Annotated in this window: 15 protein-coding genes; 6 read left to right on the top strand and 9 right to left on the bottom strand. The window is 58.7% G+C overall.

Annotation, left to right across the window (positions count from 1 at the left end):
* Positions 1-27: 27 nt before the first annotated feature.
* Together rho and trxA are read right to left on the bottom strand one after the other, a co-directional pair.
* Complete coding sequence (gene rho, locus ABNH18_RS14465; protein ID WP_349383509.1) at positions 28-1,287, bottom strand: transcription termination factor Rho; 1,260 nt, start codon at positions 1,285-1,287, stop codon at positions 28-30.
* A gap of 288 nt (positions 1,288-1,575) precedes the next feature.
* Positions 1,576-1,902 (bottom strand): thioredoxin TrxA, encoded by a 327-nt coding sequence (trxA, locus tag ABNH18_RS14460; protein ID WP_007150985.1) that lies wholly within the window; start codon positions 1,900-1,902, stop codon positions 1,576-1,578.
* 187 nt (positions 1,903-2,089) lie between these two features.
* Here trxA and ppx point away from each other — a divergent pair, with 187 nt between their 5' ends.
* Positions 2,090-3,580: an exopolyphosphatase gene (gene ppx / locus ABNH18_RS14455; RefSeq protein ID WP_349383508.1), complete on the top strand. Its 1,491-nt coding sequence runs from the start codon at positions 2,090-2,092 to the stop codon at positions 3,578-3,580.
* A gap of 121 nt (positions 3,581-3,701) precedes the next feature.
* Here the strand turns inward: ppx and ppk1 are convergent, their stop codons facing one another.
* The 3 genes from ppk1 to hemB form a co-directional block, all read right to left on the bottom strand.
* Positions 3,702-5,816 carry a polyphosphate kinase 1 gene (ppk1, locus tag ABNH18_RS14450; protein ID WP_349383507.1) on the bottom strand — a complete coding sequence of 705 codons (2,115 nt, stop codon included), beginning with the start codon at positions 5,814-5,816 and terminating at the stop codon, positions 3,702-3,704.
* Between the two features lie 242 nt (positions 5,817-6,058).
* Positions 6,059-6,187, bottom strand: coding sequence for a hypothetical protein (locus ABNH18_RS14445; RefSeq protein WP_349383506.1), 129 nt, complete (start codon positions 6,185-6,187; stop codon positions 6,059-6,061).
* A 246-nt stretch (positions 6,188-6,433) separates the two neighbouring features.
* On the bottom strand, positions 6,434-7,444 hold the full coding sequence (hemB, locus tag ABNH18_RS14440) for a porphobilinogen synthase (RefSeq protein ID WP_349383505.1): 1,011 nt from the start codon (positions 7,442-7,444) through the stop codon (positions 6,434-6,436).
* A 281-nt stretch (positions 7,445-7,725) separates the two neighbouring features.
* Here hemB and ABNH18_RS14435 point away from each other — a divergent pair, with 281 nt between their 5' ends.
* From ABNH18_RS14435 to ABNH18_RS14425, 3 genes are all read left to right on the top strand, one after another.
* The gene (locus tag ABNH18_RS14435; RefSeq protein WP_349383504.1) at positions 7,726-8,148 is read left to right on the top strand and encodes a VOC family protein; all 423 of its coding nucleotides are present in this window, start codon (positions 7,726-7,728) and stop codon (positions 8,146-8,148) included.
* Positions 8,149-8,151: 3 nt separating this feature from the next.
* Positions 8,152-8,649, top strand: coding sequence for a transcription elongation factor GreB (greB, locus tag ABNH18_RS14430; protein ID WP_349383503.1), 498 nt, complete (start codon positions 8,152-8,154; stop codon positions 8,647-8,649).
* A gap of 66 nt (positions 8,650-8,715) precedes the next feature.
* Positions 8,716-9,348: a DUF502 domain-containing protein gene (locus ABNH18_RS14425; RefSeq protein WP_349383502.1), complete on the top strand. Its 633-nt coding sequence runs from the start codon at positions 8,716-8,718 to the stop codon at positions 9,346-9,348.
* Positions 9,349-9,505: 157 nt separating this feature from the next.
* Here ABNH18_RS14425 and ABNH18_RS14420 read toward each other — a convergent pair whose 3' ends face one another.
* The 4 genes from ABNH18_RS14420 to fadI form a co-directional block, all read right to left on the bottom strand.
* Positions 9,506-10,738 carry an alpha/beta hydrolase gene (locus ABNH18_RS14420; RefSeq protein ID WP_349383501.1) on the bottom strand — a complete coding sequence of 411 codons (1,233 nt, stop codon included), beginning with the start codon at positions 10,736-10,738 and terminating at the stop codon, positions 9,506-9,508.
* 76 nt (positions 10,739-10,814) lie between these two features.
* Complete coding sequence (locus ABNH18_RS14415; protein ID WP_349383500.1) at positions 10,815-11,708, bottom strand: alpha/beta hydrolase; 894 nt, start codon at positions 11,706-11,708, stop codon at positions 10,815-10,817.
* A 115-nt stretch (positions 11,709-11,823) separates the two neighbouring features.
* Positions 11,824-14,118, bottom strand: coding sequence for an acyl-CoA dehydrogenase (locus ABNH18_RS14410; protein ID WP_349383499.1), 2,295 nt, complete (start codon positions 14,116-14,118; stop codon positions 11,824-11,826).
* Positions 14,119-14,180: 62 nt separating this feature from the next.
* On the bottom strand, positions 14,181-15,482 hold the full coding sequence (gene fadI / locus ABNH18_RS14405; protein ID WP_349383498.1) for an acetyl-CoA C-acyltransferase FadI: 1,302 nt from the start codon (positions 15,480-15,482) through the stop codon (positions 14,181-14,183).
* Positions 15,483-15,687: 205 nt separating this feature from the next.
* On the opposite strand from fadI, the gene ABNH18_RS14400 reads away from it, so the two are divergent.
* Positions 15,688-16,320: a TetR/AcrR family transcriptional regulator gene (locus ABNH18_RS14400; protein WP_349383497.1), complete on the top strand. Its 633-nt coding sequence runs from the start codon at positions 15,688-15,690 to the stop codon at positions 16,318-16,320.
* A gap of 128 nt (positions 16,321-16,448) precedes the next feature.
* The gene (locus ABNH18_RS14395; protein ID WP_349383496.1) at positions 16,449-17,366 is read left to right on the top strand and encodes an alpha/beta fold hydrolase; all 918 of its coding nucleotides are present in this window, start codon (positions 16,449-16,451) and stop codon (positions 17,364-17,366) included.
* Positions 17,367-17,567 lie beyond the last annotated feature (201 nt).

Below are 17,567 nucleotides of genomic sequence, written 5' to 3'. Positions count from 1 at the left end.
TGCGTGAAGCGAGTCGCGTTTCTTGACTTACTTCTTCTTCATGGAATTGAAGAATTCCAGGTTTGTCTTGGTCTGTTTCATGCGATCGATGAGGAATTCCATGGCGCCGATTTCGTCCATGGGGTGCAGGACCTTGCGCAGAATCCACATCTTTTGCAGTTCATCTTCACTGACCAGGCGCTCTTCGCGGCGGGTACCGGATTTGCGGATATTCATGGCCGGGAAAACGCGCTTCTCTGCTACCTTGCGATCCAGGTGCAGCTCCATGTTGCCGGTGCCTTTAAATTCCTCGTAGATCACTTCGTCCATCTTGGAGCCGGTGTCGACCAGGGCGGTGGCGAGGATGGTCAGGCTGCCGCCTTCCTCAATGTTCCGCGCGGCACCGAAGAAACGCTTGGGTTTTTCCAGAGCGTGGGCGTCAACACCACCGGTGAGCACCTTGCCGGAGCTGGGCTGCACGGTGTTGTAGGCACGGGCCAGACGGGTGATGGAGTCGAGCAGAATCACCACGTCCTGCTTGTGTTCCACCAGTCGTTTGGCTTTCTCGATCACCATCTCGGCCACCTGAACGTGACGGGCCGGCGGCTCGTCAAAGGTGGACGCCACTACTTCACCGCGCACGGTACGGGACATTTCTGTCACCTCTTCCGGGCGCTCGTCGATGAGCAGTACGATCATGTGGGTTTCGGGATTGTTGCGGGCGATGGACTGGGCGACGCTTTGCAGCAGCATGGTCTTACCGGCTTTCGGCGGTGCGACGATGAGGCCGCGCTGCCCTTTACCGATCGGTGCCACCAGATCGATCACCCGGGTGGTGATGTCCTCGGTAGAACCGTTGCCGATCTCCATGACCAGGCGCTGGGTTGGGAATAGTGGGGTCAGGTTCTCGAACAGAATCTTGTTCTTGGCGTTTTCCGGACGGTCAAAGTTGATTTCGTTGACCTTGAGCATGGCGAAGTAACGCTCGCCATCCTTGGGGGGCCGGATTTTCCCGGCGATGGTGTCGCCGGTACGCAGGTTGAAGCGACGGATCTGGCTGGGCGAGACGTAGATGTCGTCCGGGCCGGCCAGGTAAGAGCCTTCAGCGGAACGAAGGAAACCGAAACCATCCTGCAGGATTTCCAGTACGCCATCGCCGTAAATGTCGGAGCCATTTTTGGCGGCGCGCTTGAGGATGGAAAAGATAACGTCTTGTTTGCGGGTTCTTGCCAGGTTCTCGAGGCCGAGTTCCTTGGCAATGTCCAGAAGTTCTCCAATCGGCTTCTGCTTCAGTTCAGAAAGATTCATTGGCGTCTAATTTGGTGTCTTTGGATGAATTGAGAGGATGCACCACGTGGTGCTGCAGTTGTTGTGATAATCCGGTTTATTCGGAATCTGGCCCGGCAAGCCTAAAGGGGGCCATAAGGAAAATAGGTAACCAGAGGTTCCGAGGACTAACTAAAGGGGGTGCTTTATTAAAGCTGGTTCTGGAATCTATCACTGTGGAGGCCCGCATGCAACACGCAAGATGTAACACGCTGCAAGCAGGAAAACCCTCCCCCGCGGGGGAGGAGGGTTGGGGGAGTGCCGGCTTTCTTAGAGGGTGCTGTCCAGGAATGCGGTCAGCTGGCTCTTGGACAGAGCGCCCACTTTGGTGGCTTCCACGTTACCGTTCTTGAATACGGTGAGGGTGGGGATGCCACGTACGCCGTATTTCTTGGGCGTTTCCGGGTTGTCATCGATGTTGATTTTGGCAATGGTCAGCTTGTCGCCGTACTCGCCCACCAGTTGCTCAAGGATCGGCGCGACCATTTTGCAGGGGCCGCACCATGGCGCCCAGTAATCGACCAGCACGGGGCCGTCTGCGTTGATGACCTGGGCTTCGAAGTCCGCGTCGGTCACGTTGATAATCTCGCCGCTCATTGAATTCTCCTGATATAAAGGTTTCAGCGCCCCGGAACGGTTGCTAACGGGGCCCTGCGATGGGGAATAATATCAGGTCGCGGGTGATGAATTTCAAGCGAGGCAGTCAATTATTGCTTTAGTTGTTGCCTATGACATCGTAACGCCATGATTTTTGGATAGAATCGGCTCAAAGGAAGGAGTGATTATGGAGCATGGCGAACATCTGGCTGCCATTGATTTGGGGTCGAACAGTTTTCATATGGTGGTAGCCCGCCAGGCGCAGGGGGAAATCCAGATCCTCGACGGGCTGTCTGAGAAGGTGCAGCTGGGGGCCGGACTGGACAAGGATAATCGTCTGGATGCGGATACCCAGGAGCGGGCGGTGGAATGTCTGGGCCGGTTTGCCCAGCGTATCGCCGGGATTCCCCGTGGCAGCGTGCGGGTGGTGGGAACCAATACCCTGCGCCAGGCGCGCAATGCGCGGGAGTTTATCCGCCGTGCGGAGGCCGTGCTTGGGCACGACATTGAAGTGGTGGCCGGCCGGGAAGAGGCACGCCTGATTTATCTGGGGGTGGCCCATACTCTGGCGGATGATGCGGGTCAGCGGCTGGTGGTGGATATCGGTGGCGGCTCCACGGAGTTGATCATCGGTGAGCGGTTTGAATCCACGGAAACCGAATCACTGCATATGGGGTGTGTCAGTTTCTCCCAGCGTTTTTTTCCCAACGGGGAGATCACCGAGAAAGCCTTTGACCGGGCGGTGACCGCAGCGCGTCAGGAGGTGTTGTCGATTCATGCCAACTATCGGCGCCTGGGCTGGCAGCAAGCAGTGGGGGCATCAGGCACGATTAAGGCGATTAGCCAGGTATGTGTGGAAAATGGCTGGTCCGAGTTTGGCATCACGCTGGATGGGATGAAGAAAGTCCGCAAGCGGGTGATCAAGGCCGGTGCTGTGGACAAGCTCGATCTGAAAGGCTTGCGTGAAGACCGGCAACCCATTTTTGCCTCCGGCCTGGCTATTCTGTACGGCATTTTCGAGCAGTTGGGTATCGACCAGATGGAGGTGTCCAGTGGCGCCCTGCGTGAAGGGTTGTTGTACGATCTGTTGGGCCGTTTCGGCCACGAAGATGTGCGGGATCGCAGCATTCAGGCGTTGATGAATCGCCACCATGTAGAAAGTAGCCAGGCGGAGCGGGTGTGTGCCACGGCGCAGACGCTCTACCGGCAAGTGGCCAGTGACTGGCGGATCGAAGGTGATGAGGCCGCCGATACCTTGCGTTGGGGCGGGTTGCTTCACGAGGTGGGGCTGGCGGTGTCGCACAGTCAGTTTCACAAGCACGGGGCTTACCTGGTCACCAATTCCGACCTGCCGGGGTTTTCCCGCCAGGAGCAGCAGATGGTGGCGTTGATGGTGCGCGGGCATCGCAGAAAGGTGCCACTGGCAGCGCTGGCGGAATTGCCGGACGACGAGCAGGCCGGATTGTTGCGGCTGTGCCTGGTGTTGCGTTTGGCAGTGCGTTTGCACCATGCGCGCAGCGATGAATGCGTCCCGGATATCGAGTTGCAGGCTCGAGGTGATCGGCTTGCAATTACCTTCCCGCCGGGCTGGCTGGAGGAGCATCCGCTCACCCAGGCGGACCTGGAGCAGGAACAGGATTACTTCCAGTCAGCAGGGTACGAGTTGGTGTTGGCGTGAAAAAAACAGGAGAGTAGCGGCGGGCTTCCAGCTTCTAGTTGTGAGAATAAAAACAGCTTTCAAGATGGTATCCCGCTTGAAGCGGGATGCCATATTGAAAGCTAGAAGCTAGAAGTTGCCCTTATCCCCCCAGCGTGTCCAGCAGCGTCTGTTGGGCAATAAAGATGTCTTCTCCGTCCTGGGGATGCGCCCGTTGGTAGCTGCCGTCCGGTTGTAGTTCCCAGGCGCGATTGTTGTCACGCAGGTAGATGTGCAGGCCCTGTTCCAGAATTTGTGCCTTGAGCACCGGGTCGTTAACCGGGAAACAGGTTTCCACGCGGTTGAACAGGTTGCGGTCCATCCAGTCGGCGCTGGAGCAGTACACAAGGTCATCGCCACCGTGATGAAAATGGTAGATCCGGGTGTGTTCCAGAAAGCGGCCGATAATGGAGCGCACACGGATGTTGTCCGATAACCCGGGGATGCCGGGCTTCAGGCAGCAGATGCCGCGCACGATCAGATCTATCTCCACGCCAGCCTGACTCGCTCGATAGAGCGCCTGCATGATGTTTTCTTCAGTCAGGGAATTGAACTTGGCAATAATGCGCGCCGGTTTGCCGGCCAGTGCCTGCTCGGTTTCAAAGTCGATCCACTCGATAATGGAAGTGTGCAGGGTGAACGGCGCATGCTTCAGCTGCTTGAGCCGCGCTGCCTTGCCCATGCCCGTCAGTTCCTGAAAGATTTTGTGCACGTCCTGGCCCATGCTTTTTTCACAGGTCATCAGGCCATAGTCGGTGTACAGCTTGGTAGTCTTGGTGTGGTAGTTGCCCGTGCCAAGGTGCACATAGCGCTTGATGCCGTCGCCGTCACGGCGTACCACCAGCAGCATTTTGGCGTGGGTTTTGTAACCCACCACACCGTATACCACGATGGCGCCGGCTTCCTGCAGGCGTCGAGCGCCTTCGATGTTGGATTCTTCATCGAAGCGGGCGCGTAGCTCCACGATGGCGGTGACTTCCTTGCCGTTGCGTGCCGCCGTTTCCAAGTGATCAAGAATTTCCGATTTGGTGCCGGTGCGGTACAGGGTCTGCTTGATGGCCAGTACCTTGGGGTCGCGCGCGGCTTCGGCCAGCAGGTTGATGACCGGTTGGAACGATTCGTAGGGGTGGTGCAGCAGAATGTCGCCCTGATCGATGGCATCAAAAATGGTTTCGTTCTTTTTCACCGCAGGCGCCAGCTTGGGTGTGAAGGGCGGGTAGTGCAGGCGTGGACGGTTTACGCTGGTAAACATGCGCGCCAGGTTCACCGGACCATTCACTTCGTACAGGTCGTCTGTGGTCAGCTCGAACTGCTCTAGCAAATAATGCATCAGGTGCCGGGGGCAGTTGTCCGCGACCTCCAGGCGCACTTCGTCACCGTAACGGCGTGAGAGCAGCTGACCTTTCAGGGCGCTGGCGAGATCTTCGGCTTCCTCGTCCACTTCCATGTCTGCGTTGCGGGTCACCCGGAACTGGTAGCAGCCGGTGGCCTTCATGCCGGGAAAAAGGTCGGACACGTGGGCATGAATCATGGAGGACAAAAAAACGAAATTATCGTCGCCGCCTTCGCTGATTTCATCAGGGATACGAATCAGGCGGGGCAGGGAGCGCGGCGCGGGCACGATGGCCAGCCCGGTGGAACGGCCAAAGGCGTCCTTGCCGTCCAGCGGAACAATGAAGTTCAGGGTCTTGTTCACCAGGCGCGGGAAAGGGTGGGACGGGTCCAGCGCGATGGGAGTGAGTACCGGATACACCTGCTCGCGAAAATATTTTTTGACCCATTCAACCTGCGCTTCGGTCCAGTCTTCCCGGCGAAGAAAGTCCACACCCTCTTCGCGCAGGGCAGGGAGCAAAATGTCGTTGAGAATACGGTACTGGCGATCCACCGCCTCGTGGGTGATGCGACTGATTTCCCTGAGCAGCTCGTCGGCGAGCATGCCATCCGGTCCCGGTTGTCCAGTGCCGGTTTCCAATTTGTTCTTCAGGCCGGCCACGCGAATTTCGAAAAACTCGTCCATGTTGCTGGAAAAAATCAGCAGGAAATTCAGCCGTTCCATCAGCGGGTGGTTTTCGTCCGAGGCTTGCTCCAGCACGCGCAGATTGAACTGCAACAGGCTGAGTTCCCGGTTCAGGTAGTGGTCCGGGTTGCTGAGGTTGCCGTTGCTGGCGTCGATGGCGTGGTGCTCGTTGCCACCCTGTTCACTGGAGAAAGCATTCATGGTGTCGTCCTGACCGGAACCGGGTTGTGGGATCCCTATTCCATGACATTAATGTGACACGGTAATGACAGCCGGAAAATGATTTTGTGTCCGCGCCGGCCGATCAGCTTATCGAGCATGATCCAGAGTATCGCGAGGGATGGGTGGCAGAAAGCAGCAAATGATGGCAGATGTGAGGAACGCAGACGATGAGCGACAAAAAAAGCCGGCGCGTGGGCCGGCTTTTCTGATCTGAAAACCAATCAGCCCTGGAAAATCCAGGATTGCTGGATGATATCCAGTTGCTGCATTTCGTCGTCGGTGGGGGCCCGAGTGTCGGCGGTGGTAAGGCTAGACACAGCAAGGCCCAGCACGATCATTAGAGTGCGCATCGGTATTACTCCTAGGGCCAGAGACCCAATAATAGAATCAGCAGAAAACAGCGGAATAATATCCGGTCCCCGGCGTTTTACATTGGCAGGGTTGGCCGTGCGGGGAGCTTCAAAAGCCAGTCAACAGGGTGTTGATGGTAGGGGGTGGGTGAGCGCTTGTTATCGCTAAGAGCGGTTGTGCCGGGTAGTCGCAACAGGCCGGCGGGCCACCCCTTGGCAGGGAGGGGGGCGCTGGCCTGCGTGGTGTTAGCGTTGGGCTTTCAGTTTTTGTGCTGCCGCCTTGGCGAAATAGGTGAGGATGCCATCGGCGCCGGCACGCTTGAAGGCCAGTAGGGATTCCATCATTACCTTGTCCTGATCCAGCCAACCATTCTGGAAGGCGGCCATGTGCATGGCGTATTCGCCGCTCACCTGGTAGGCGTATACGGGCACCTTGAATTCATCTTTTACCCGGCGCACTACATCCAGGTAGGGCATGCCCGGTTTCACCATCACCACGTCGGCGCCTTCCGCCAGGTCCAGGGCAATTTCGTGCAGGGCTTCGTCGGAGTTGGCCGGGTCCATCTGGTAGGTGGTCTTGTCCGCTTTGCCCAGGTTCCCAGCGGAGCCCACGGCATCACGGAACGGCCCGTAGTAGGCGCTGGCGTACTTGGCGGAGTAGGCCATGATGCGGGTGTGGATATGGCCGTGGTTTTCCAGGGCCTCGCGGATGGCGCCGATGCGGCCGTCCATCATGTCCGATGGGGCCACCATGTCGGCGCCGGCGTCAGCATGGGACAGTGCCTGTTTGACCAGTGCGTCCACGGTCACATCGTTGAGCACGTAGCCGTTGTCATCGATGATGCCGTCCTGGCCGTGGGTGGTGAACGGATCCAGGGCGCCATCGGTAATCACGCCCATTTCTGGCACGGCTGCCTTGATGGCGCGTACGGCGCGTTGGGCCAGCCCGTCCGGGTTCCAGGCTTCGCGGCCATCCAGGGTTTTCACGTCGCTCGGGGTGACCGGGAACAGCGCCATGGCAGGAACCCCCAAATCGGCCAGCTCACGGGCTTCTTCCACTAGCAGGTCAATACTCTTGCGTTCTACACCGGGCATGGAGGGTACGGCTTCGGTCTGGTTGCTGCCTTCCAGCACAAATACCGGGTAGATCAGGTCGTCCACGGTGAGGGTGTGCTCGCGCATCAGCCGGCGGGAAAAGTCATCGCGGCGCATGCGGCGCAGTCGGGTGGCGGGCCAGGGAGCACGGGTGACAGACATGCGCAGGGTTCCTCTAGTAGTATGGGCGCGCTTGGTACCAGGGTATGGCAGTTGAAAGTTCAAAGTTCAAAGTTGAAACGCGAAGCAGGGCCAATGCTATTTGGTCTTCCTGCGCCTCGCGCTCCAGAGATAAAGCGCTGGCAAGGGGAAAAGCAAAATGACGAGCTATTCCGCGCTGTTAAACTTTGAACCTTCAACTGGCCCAATAGCATCACGAGCAACGCATCTTAGAGCGTGCTGGTACCAAGCTGATGACAAGAGTTTAGCAAGAGCGGTAGACGATGGAAAAACAACCGGCCTTTCATCTGGCCTTTTTGGTAAATGACCTGGAAGACGCCGCCGACTTTTACTGTCGGGTGTTGGGCGCTCGCCGGGGGCGTGATGCGCCCAATTGGGTAGATGTAGATCTGCATGGCCACCAGCTTTCCCTGCATAAGGGCGACGATTTGGTGCCCATACAAGGTTACAGCGAAGTGGATGGCCACCCGGTGCCCATGCCGCATTTTGGCGTGGTGCTGGATTTTGCCACTTGGGAAACCCTGGTGGAGCGGATTTATGAGCATGACTGGCCGTTCCTGCTGAAACCCCGTGAGCGGTTCGTGGGCCAGCCCGCCGAGCAAGGCACCTTTTTTGTACAGGATCCCGCCGGCAATACGCTGGAGTTCAAAGGGTTGCGGGAACTGCACCGGATCTTCGAGGTATAGGCCATGGGCCGCTGGCGACCAAAGGGCACACCCGCTTCCAAGTACATCACCGTTGAGGGCTACCATAAGCTCAACGATGAGCTGCAGTACCTGTGGAAGGAAAAGCGGCCGGTGGTCACCCAGGCAGTGCAGGAAGCCGCGGCCCAGGGTGACCGTTCGGAGAATGCGGAATATATCTACGGCAAGAAACAGTTACGGGAAATTGATCGGCGGGTGCGCTTTCTCAGCAAACGCCTGGACGACATGACCGTGGTGGATCGGGTGCCGGAGGACCAGAGTCGGGTTTTTTTCGGTGCCTGGGTGGAGCTGGAAAACGAAGCCGGTGATACCGAAACCTACCGGCTAGTGGGCCCGGATGAAACCGATGCGAGTAGAGGGTTCATCAGTATCGACGCGCCGCTGGCTCGGGCCTTGCTCAAGAAGCAGGTAGATGACGAGGTGGAGGTGCGAACCCCGGCCGGCGAGCGTTGTCTTTTTATTAATCGTATTTGGTATGAGTGACGCGGCACGCAACAGTACCGGGTTTTCTGGCGTGCTGCGGCCTATTGTCCATCAAGGGGAAAATCGATGAACGGTTCCAGTCGCATCTGGTTCTTTATCCGCAAGTCGTTGCTGGGTGGGCTGACTATTCTGTTGCCCATTTCCATCATCGTATTTTTCTTCAAATGGATTTATCAGACGGTGACCGAGTTGATCGCGCCGTTTACCTCGGTGTTTATCAGCGCTTTTGGGTTGCCCAAGTTTGTGGCGGACTGGTTATCAGTGCTGGCGGTGTTGGTGCTGTGTTTTCTGGTAGGTACTCTGGTGGCGACCCGTCTGGGCAGCTGGGCCTGGCAGCAGTGGGAAGAGCATGTGATGACGCGACTGCCCGGCTATACCACGGTGCGTGAAGTGATTGCCCAGTTAATGGGAAGCAGTGCCGACAGCCCGTTCAGCCGCGGTGAAGTGGCGCGGGTGTGGTTGTATGGCAGGGACACGGATGTGTCCGTTACGGCATTGGTCACGTCCCGCCATGCGGATGGCCACGTCACCGTGTTCGTTCCCACCGGCCCCAATCCCACCAGTGGATTTATCTACCATCTGGATGCGTCACTAGTGGAATTACACCCGGAAATCGGCGTGGAAACCATGATGAAAACAGTGGTTTCCTGCGGCGCCGGTACGGCGGCGCTGTTCAAGGTGGACAAGACAACTGATTGATCGTGGGAGCTTGCCTGCAAGCGATCAGGGCGAAATCGCGGGGTTAGGCCTGCTGCACAAGCGAGTCACGAGACGCGAGTTTCGAAAGGCAAAAAACCTGTTGCTACTGACTGTTCCGGTTTTGATCTTCGAAACTCGAAACTCGCCCCTTGTTTCCTCATGCACTCAGTTCTATCGATTTTTCCTCTAGCGCCCCTTTCATAAAGTCTCGCATGGCTTTCAGGTACAGGCCTTGATCCAGGTGCACGAGGTGGTTGCCGGGGAACCAGTGCACATCGCAATTGTTCCAGTGCTGGCGCAGCAGGTGGCTGTGCTTGGGCGGGGCGAAGCGGTCGCCGGCGCCGCCGATGATCATGCGCCCGCTCTGCGGCACCTGGCAGGGCCAGGTGAGCGGCGAATGCAGCGCGGTGATTTCGCGAAGGCCGGCGGTGTTGGTGTCGTAGACCCGGCTCAATAGCTTCACTTGCTGGTTGATCGGGAACCAGCTTTTCATCAGGTCGATCACGCTGACCAGCGGCACATTGGGAATGGCAAAGGCCAGGTCCTTTTCCAGTGCAGCCAGCAGCCCGGTGGTGTAACCCCCCAGAGAAATACCGGTTGCGCCGATGGCCGGTGAGCCTTGCTCGCGTAGCATTTGCATGAACACACGCAGGTCATGAATGGCGTGGGCAAAGGTTTCGTTGAGCGTAGCCATGCCTTGGCTGAAAAACTCAGCGCCACTGAACGGGGCGAAACGGCTTTTGCGTCGGCCATGGAAGGGCAGGGTGTAGAGCAACACATCGAAGCCCTGTTTGTAGAACCAGGGCAGGGCTAGCCAGCGGGTGTTTAGCCAGTAAGGGTCAGCCACAAAGCCGTGAATCATCACCAGGGTAGGGCGCGGGCCGTCGTGATGACGCCAGTGCTGCGCCCAAGCGGTGCCGTTGCGCGTGTGGTCCAGGTAACGATCTTTCAGGGCCGGATTTTTCGGTGTAAATGGTGACCTGAAATGCAGGGTGTGGGCGTCGCCATCCTCCGGTTGAAAATGGTAACTGGATACCGGGGTGCGTTTGATTTCCACCGGCGTGGTGGGCGGGGTGAAGAAAACATTGGGGTCGCCGGCCTCCAGAAAGGGCCGGTAGAAGTCCGCCAGTTGCCGTTCTTCACGCTGGCGCGCGGCGTTCAATGTGGCGGGTAGCGCCGCCGCGCCGGCCATGCAGGCCAAGCCAGTGCGGGCCAGGGTGTCTACGGCGGCGGTACTGCTGATGCGCCAGCTGGTGTCACCGTCTGCCAGGAAGTGATCCGGCTTGGCGTGAAAGTCGGATGGCAGCGTCTGCCACCAGGGTTGGCTGAGGGTGGGTAGGTCTTCGTTACAGTAATCGTCCGGGTGAATACGGGGCAGTAATGCGCTCATGCCGACTCCTTGTGGGCTGAATCCAGTAAAAGGGGTTGGGCAGTGGTCGGCAATGACCGAATCTGCCCGGCGGATGTCAGCCTGCGTCCTGAATAAATGCGACAACCCGTTTCAGGTCTTTGTTCGCTTCCGGGAGGAACGGCACCATGATGGGCCACACATGGAATACGCCGGAGCGCTCTATCCATTCCACTTTGACGCCGGCTTGCTCAGCGGCGCGTCGTGCCCGTTTGCCATCGGCGTACAGCACTTCATCGGTGCTGGCGGTAATCAGTAGTGGGCAGATGCCGGTGTAGTCGCCCAGGCAGGGCGAGGCGTAAGGGTGGCTACGGTCGTTCGGATTGGGGATATAAATATCGGTTACGGTGCGGATGATATCCGCTGACAGCATGGCATCGCTGGCGTCCAGGGCATTCAGGATCTTGTCGTCCGGGAAGGCGCTGCTGTTGGGGGAAAAGGTCACTGCGCAGCGGGGTTGTTCCAGCCCTTTGTCGCGGATGTGCAGCAGAGTGGCCAGGGTCAGTCCGCCCCCGGCGGAATCGCCAGCAATGACGATGTCCTGCGGTTGCTTGCCCTGGCTTAACAGGTATTCGTAGGCCTCCATTACCCGGTTCACTGCGGCGGGGAAAGGGTGTTCCGGCGCAAACGGATAAACCGGCAGGAATACCTCGGCGTTTATTTTTTTTGCCAACCGCCCGGCCAGGTTGTGGTAGGTCTTGGTGATGCCCCCGATGTAGGCGCCGCCATGCAGGTAAAGTACCGTCATATTGGGCTGCTTCACGCTGATGCGGTCGCCGGTAAACGCAGGCTGCTCCACGCGGGTGACGTTGACTCCGCGGGGCAGCAGGGTCAGCACTGGGGTATCGTTGAAGACTTTGCGAAGGTGGCGCACCAGCTGTGCTTCGTTAAGGCCGGAGCGTTTGATGGTACGCCGGGTGACGGCTTTGATAAGGCGGGCCTGAAAGCTCATAAGGCTGTCCGTTGTTTTGTTGTTGTGCCGCCAAACCTTAGCCGGTCAGGCGGCGTGAGGGCAGGGTCGATCGGGCCAGTCGGGGCTGGCCCGTGAGCGTTAAGAGCAGGCGTGGTTACTCGCCGGACGCCTTGGCCAGCGCCGCCGGGGACAACGGCTCCATGCCGCCGTCACCGGTGGCACTCATGGCGGGGATGCCACCGGCGCCGTAGTACTCGTCTTTGGTGAAGACGTCTACTTCGATAGCCAGCAAGCAGGCCTCGGTGGCAGCGTTCAGGGTGGCCAGCTCGGCATCGGAAATCACGCCTTGTTCAGCAGCCTGGGAAGCCATGGCTTCCATTTTGCCTTTACCCAGTTTGCGGGCTTTTTGTGCTGCGCGAATTTTTCCGCGCACCGGTTCGGCTTCGGTGGTCAGGCGGAACGCCTTGAGCAGGCGGCCGAGGCCCTCATCACTTTCTTCCGGCATATAGTTACCGCCGACCAGGCGCTTGTATTGGTCGCCGTAGCTTTGCAGGGCCAGTGCCGCTTTGTGGCTGAGCTGATCGTTAGGCAGCTTGGCCAGCGGGTTGAGGCCCAGACCCAGACGGCCGACGGTTTTCAGGATCATGCCCACCGGACCGCCGAAGTTTTCGTAGATGCCTTCGAAAGCTTGCTGGATCTGGGTCAGACCGTATTCACCGGCGTATTGCACCAGCGCCAGGTCTTCCACCTTGCGGCCTTCCGCTTCAAAACGACGCAAGGCGGAGGTGGTGATGTACAACCAGGCAACGACATCCGCGTAACGACCGGTCAGGTTGCCGCGGGCTTTCAGTTTTCCGCCCACGAAGAACATGGCCAGGTTGGTAAGCAGGCCGAAGCGGGTGGCCGCCCAACCCAGGCGACGGTAGATGCTCTTGGTCTTCGGCTCCACGTCGGGCACCTTCACGGTGAACCAGCCGCGGGTGACACCGCGCACGATGCTCATCACGAAGCCGAGCAGGAACTGGATCATCCAGCCAGTCAGGTTTTTACGGAAGGCGCTGGTGTCGTTGTTCTCTACGGCCTGCACCACGTTGTAGGCGTAGGGGTGGCAGCGGGTAGCGCCCTGGCCGAAGATCATCAGGGTGCGGGTCATGATGTTGGCGCCTTCCACGGTGACGCTCACCGGGCCAGAATTATACAGGCGGCCCATGGTGTTGTTGGGGCCCTGCATGACGCCGTAGCCGGCGGTCACGTCCATGGCATCGGTGCCAGTGTCGCGGCCCATTTCAGTGGAATAGGCTTTCATGATGGCCGACGTTACTGGCGGCTGAATGCCTTTGTCGACGGCGGAGCAGCCGAATACGCGGGCGGCATCAAAGGCGTAGGTCATGCCGGCGGCCTTGCCGATTTTATGTTCCACCCCTTCCATGCGACCCACGGGAATACCGAACTGCTGGCGGACCATGGAGTAGGCGCCGGCGATCATGGCGCCGTAACGAATGCCGCAGATGCCGGTGGCGGGCAGGGAGACCATGCGCCCGCCGGCCAACGCTTCCATCAGCATTTTCCAGCCGGTGCCGGCGTGCTCTATGCCGCCAAGTACGTTGCTGGCTGGGACGATCACATCACGACCGACGATCGGGCCGTTGGGGAAATGCTCGCCGATGGGTTGGTGGTGGTCACCAATGTGCAGGCCGTCCAGGCCTTTTTCCAGCAGCACCACGGTGATGCCTGCGTCTTCGCCTTTACCCAGCAGATTTTCCGGGTCGTGCAAACGCACAGCCAGGGAAATCAAATTGGAGACCGGTGCCAGGGTGATATAGCGCTTGCGGAAGTTGAGCTTGAATTTGATCTCGCCGTCGCTGTCTTTGAATACCTGGCCTTCCGCCCTGATGGACGCGGCATCGGAGCCGGCGGTGGGTTCGGTCAAACCAAAGCAGGGAATAAATTCGCCGGTGGCGAGTTTCGGCAGGTAATACTGCTTCTGCTCATCGGTGCCGTAGTGGCCGAGTAGTTCAGCGGCGCCCAAGGAGTTGGGGATCACTACCATGGCGCTGAGTAGGCCGGAGTGTGAGCTGACCTTGGCCATGATGCAGGACTTGGCTTGCGTGGACATGGGGTTGCCGCCGTATTCTTTGGCGATCTGCATGCCGAAGAAACCGTTTTCTGCCATGAAGGTGAACAGTTCGTCTGGCAGTTTGCGGGTGCGCGACAGGGTATAGCTGTCCGCCATTTTTAACAGCTCTTCCACCGGGCCATCGATATAGGCCTGTTCGTGTTCAGGCAGCGGGTCATAGTTTTCGGCGAGGATTTTTTCGAAGTCCACTTTGCCGCCAAAAAATTGTCCGTCGATCCACACGTCACCGGCTTCCAGTGCCTGGCGCTCGGTGTCAGAGATTTGTGGCAGGATCTTGTTATCCCGCATCCAGTTCATTAGTAGGCTAAACATCTGTGTCTTTTCCTGTGAGTGATTGCAATGACGCGCCGGTTTGCCGGGGCGCTGAATAGACGTTATTCGGTTTCCAGTACCATGGCGGCGCCGATGCCGCCGGCAGCACAGGCAGTGGTCAGGGCGAGTCCGCCGCCGCGGTTTTGCAGCTCGTGTAGCGCCTGGCTGATCACCCGCGCGCCAGTGGCGCCGAAGGGGTGGCCGTAGGCAATGGAGCCGCCGTTCACGTTGAGCTTGCTGCGATCTACGTCGCCGAGGGCGGCGAGGCCGGTCTGGCTGCGGACATAGTCGTCATCGGCCAGGCCGCGCAGGTTGCAGGCCACCTGGCCGGCAAAGGCTTCGTGCATGTCCACCAAGGTGAGGTCCGCAAGGCTCAAGCCTGCTCTGGCCATGGCTTGCGGGGCGGCTAGGACTGGCCCCATCAGCAGGTCGTCTTTCGGGGTGCGGGCGGCGAATGCGTAGGAGCGGATGTAGCCCAGCGGTTGGTAGCCCAATGCCTTGGCTTTCTTTTCGCTCATCATCAACAGGGCGCCGGCGCCGTCGGTGAGCGGGCTGCTATTGCCGGCGGTGACCGAACCGGTCTCACGGTCGAACACCGGGTTGAGTTTGCTGTAGCCCTCGCGCTCGGACTGTTTGCGCACCAGATTGTCGTCTTTGAGGGTATTGCCGTTGGGAAGATGGGCGGTCATCACCTGACGGTCCAGACGGCCTTCGGCCCAGGCGCGGGCGGCGTTGCTGTGGGAAGCATGGGCCAGATCATCCTGTTCCTGACGGCTGACACCCCACTTCTTAACCATTTTTTCGGTGCTCTCACCCATGGTTTCGCCCACCGAGTATTCGGTGATGGACGGCGCCTGGGGCAGCAGGTCGCGAGCCTTGAGCTGGCTGAGCAGCTTGATGCGCTCTTTCAGTGTTTTGGCAAAGCTTACGTCACGCAGCACCGCACTCAGTTCCGATGACAGCGGCACCCGGGCGCTGCTGGTGGAGTCGGTGCCACCGGCGATGGCCATGTCGGTGTAGCCGGCGACAATGTTGTCCGCCACGCTGGCAGCGGTCTGGAAACTGGTGGCGCAAGCGCGGGTAATGGAATAGGCGTCTACGGTATCCATGCCCAATGAAAGTGCGATTTCGCGGGCAATGAAGGGGGCCTCGGGAATCATCACTGTCATCCCGAACACCAGCTGTTCGATTTCGTGCTGGGTCAGGTTGTTGCGGGCCATCAGTTCCTTCACGGCCATGGCGCCCAAGTCGATGGCGTTAAGATTCTTGTAGTGAGTAGCGATACGGGCGAACGGTGTGCGCAAACCATCGACGATGGCGACGCGTCCGCCACGGCCGGCCAGCTTCATTTTGCGAACAGGCATTGCAGACTCCTTGCAGGGTGCCGGTCACAGTGTAATTTTTCTTACACTTAATGTGACATTGGTTGGTGACAAAGTGAGTCGAGCCTAGAAGGGTGGGATTGGTGAGTCAATTTCGCTGGAGATACTGTCCTACATATGTGTAATATCGATTACACCTTAGGGGTTGTTTTAACGTGTACACGTAAATGAGTTAGGAGTAATGGTAATGCAGCGCCATGCTGAGCCTTTGCCGACAACCCGGCAGGACCCCGCAGTTCGCGAGCGTATCGAATGGGCCGCGGTGCAGGTTTTCGCGGATTCGGAGTTCCACCAAGTCAGCCTGCAGCAGATCGCCCGGGCAGCGCGATGCAGCCTGCAAACGCTCTACCGCTACTACGGCGATGCCCAGCAGGGCAGCAAGGAAGCCCTGTTGAGTGCCTGCCTGCACCACGGGCTGGGCCAGTTGGCTGAGCGCATGCTGGATCATCTCGCCGGCATTGACACCTTTCGCGACCGGCTCAGCAAGGTGTTCTGGGTGGTGCTGGATTTCTTTGATCGTAATCCGCAAATGGGACGGATGATGATCAACTCGGTGTACCCCGGGCGCTGGGGCAGTGACAGCACGCCGGGCCAACAGCGGCTGACCGAGTTGTTTCTCAGTGTTCTGCACGAAGGGCAGGATCAGGGCATTCTCAATGACCAGGTGGCGACCCCGATCCTGCTGGATTTCTTCTATGGAGTCTTGCTGCGGGTTTCCCAGATGCATTTATTACGTGACCGGCCGGGGCGCCTGGCGGATCAGCACGGTGTACTGTTCGATATGCTGTGGCGCGCCATTACCGTTTCACCGGCCGAATAAGCCAATCGGCTTGCGATTGCGGGGTGGGGCTTGAGGTTTGGGCTGCCCTTTTCTATGTTGATTCATTGGCAGCGAATCCATCGCGACGCTGCCCCACAAGAACAGGCCAGTACAGGAAGGGGGCACTTATGCAGTCAGGCACGGTCGCCAGTAATGGAATCGAGCTTTTTTATGAGAGTCGTGGCCCGGAAAGCGGAGAGCCCATCGTGTTCGTCATGGGGTTGTCGGCGCAGATGGTGTTCTGGCCGGATCCGCTGCTGGATGCGCTGGCAGACAAGGGGTATCGGGTCATCCGGTTCGATAACCGGGACGTGGGTAAATCCACTCGGATTCGCAAGCCCATTAATCAGGGGCCGGTATCCGCGATCCTGCGCAGCATGGTGGGCCTGTCGGTGGAGAGCGCTTACACACTGCACGATATGGTGGCCGATACCGTCGGGCTGCTGGATGCCCTGAAGATTGATCGGGCGCATTTTGTCGGCGCCTCCATGGGCGGCATGATTAGCCAGCTGATGGCCGGCACGCACCCGGAACGGGTGTTGTCTCTGACCTCGATCATGTCCAGCAACAACAGCCCGCTGTTGCCACCGCCAAAACCGGCGGCACTGAAGACCCTGGTAGCGCCGCGGGTGAAAGTGGAAACCGAAGAGCAGTTTGTAGCATTTGGCCTGGAAATGATGGCCAAGCTTGGAGGTACCTTGCCGCAGGGACAAGATGAGTTGGCTGCCATGTACCGTGCCTCTTGGGCGCGAGGCATTAATCCGCGCGGAATCCGTAACCAGTTCCTGGCGGTCATGGCCACCGGCTCGCTGACCAAAACCCTGAAGCAGATCCAGTGCCCGACCACGGTGATTCATGGCGGTGCCGATCCGCTGATCCGCCCTGCCGGTGGCAAAGCGTCAGCCCGCCATATTCGTGGTGCCAAGCTCGCCATTATTCCCGGCATGGGCCACGATTTCCCGCCATCGGTGATTGATCGTATTGGCGAGCTGATTGCGGAGACCGTTGGGCGAGCCAATTCAGTGGTGCAAACGGCAGTGGCGTAATAGTTATTAATATTTGGAAATAAAAATGGCAACGCAGGATGTGCGTTGTGAATGGAAAAGAAAGAGGCCGTGCCTATGATCTGGGTGCGGCTTTTTTTGGATGGTTGTCAGAGAAGCTACCAGCGGCAATCGCGGTATTGCTCGACATCCCGGATCGAATGGCACAATCATTTTCTGTTGAAAGGTCGGCGAGCCGGTTAC

The organism is Alcanivorax sp. (assembly GCF_040118815.1).
Taxonomy (GTDB): domain Bacteria; phylum Pseudomonadota; class Gammaproteobacteria; order Pseudomonadales; family Alcanivoracaceae; genus Alcanivorax.
The sequence above is the reverse complement of the archived record's forward strand: the minus strand, read 5'-3'. Positions and strand labels throughout refer to the sequence as shown.

Excerpts from the sequence above, each read along its gene's own strand:
- ABNH18_RS14420 (WP_349383501.1), bottom strand. The coding sequence starts at position 10,738 with ATGAGCGCATTACTGCCCCGTATTCACCCGGACGATTACTGTAACGAA.
- ABNH18_RS14410 (WP_349383499.1), bottom strand. The coding sequence starts at position 14,118 with ATGTTTAGCCTACTAATGAACTGGATGCGGGATAACAAGATCCTGCCA.
- greB (WP_349383503.1), top strand. The coding sequence starts at position 8,152 with ATGGGCCGCTGGCGACCAAAGGGCACACCCGCTTCCAAGTACATCACC.
- ABNH18_RS14445 (WP_349383506.1), bottom strand. The coding sequence starts at position 6,187 with ATGCGCACTCTAATGATCGTGCTGGGCCTTGCTGTGTCTAGCCTTACC.
- rho (WP_349383509.1), bottom strand. The coding sequence starts at position 1,287 with ATGAATCTTTCTGAACTGAAGCAGAAGCCGATTGGAGAACTTCTGGAC.
- trxA (WP_007150985.1), bottom strand. The coding sequence starts at position 1,902 with ATGAGCGGCGAGATTATCAACGTGACCGACGCGGACTTCGAAGCCCAG.
- ppx (WP_349383508.1), top strand. The coding sequence starts at position 2,090 with ATGGAGCATGGCGAACATCTGGCTGCCATTGATTTGGGGTCGAACAGT.
- ABNH18_RS14395 (WP_349383496.1), top strand. The coding sequence starts at position 16,449 with ATGCAGTCAGGCACGGTCGCCAGTAATGGAATCGAGCTTTTTTATGAG.
- hemB (WP_349383505.1), bottom strand. The coding sequence starts at position 7,444 with ATGTCTGTCACCCGTGCTCCCTGGCCCGCCACCCGACTGCGCCGCATG.
- ppk1 (WP_349383507.1), bottom strand. The coding sequence starts at position 5,816 with ATGAATGCTTTCTCCAGTGAACAGGGTGGCAACGAGCACCACGCCATC.
- ABNH18_RS14400 (WP_349383497.1), top strand. The coding sequence starts at position 15,688 with ATGCAGCGCCATGCTGAGCCTTTGCCGACAACCCGGCAGGACCCCGCA.
- ABNH18_RS14415 (WP_349383500.1), bottom strand. The coding sequence starts at position 11,708 with ATGAGCTTTCAGGCCCGCCTTATCAAAGCCGTCACCCGGCGTACCATC.
- ABNH18_RS14435 (WP_349383504.1), top strand. The coding sequence starts at position 7,726 with ATGGAAAAACAACCGGCCTTTCATCTGGCCTTTTTGGTAAATGACCTG.
- fadI (WP_349383498.1), bottom strand. The coding sequence starts at position 15,482 with ATGCCTGTTCGCAAAATGAAGCTGGCCGGCCGTGGCGGACGCGTCGCC.
- ABNH18_RS14425 (WP_349383502.1), top strand. The coding sequence starts at position 8,716 with ATGAACGGTTCCAGTCGCATCTGGTTCTTTATCCGCAAGTCGTTGCTG.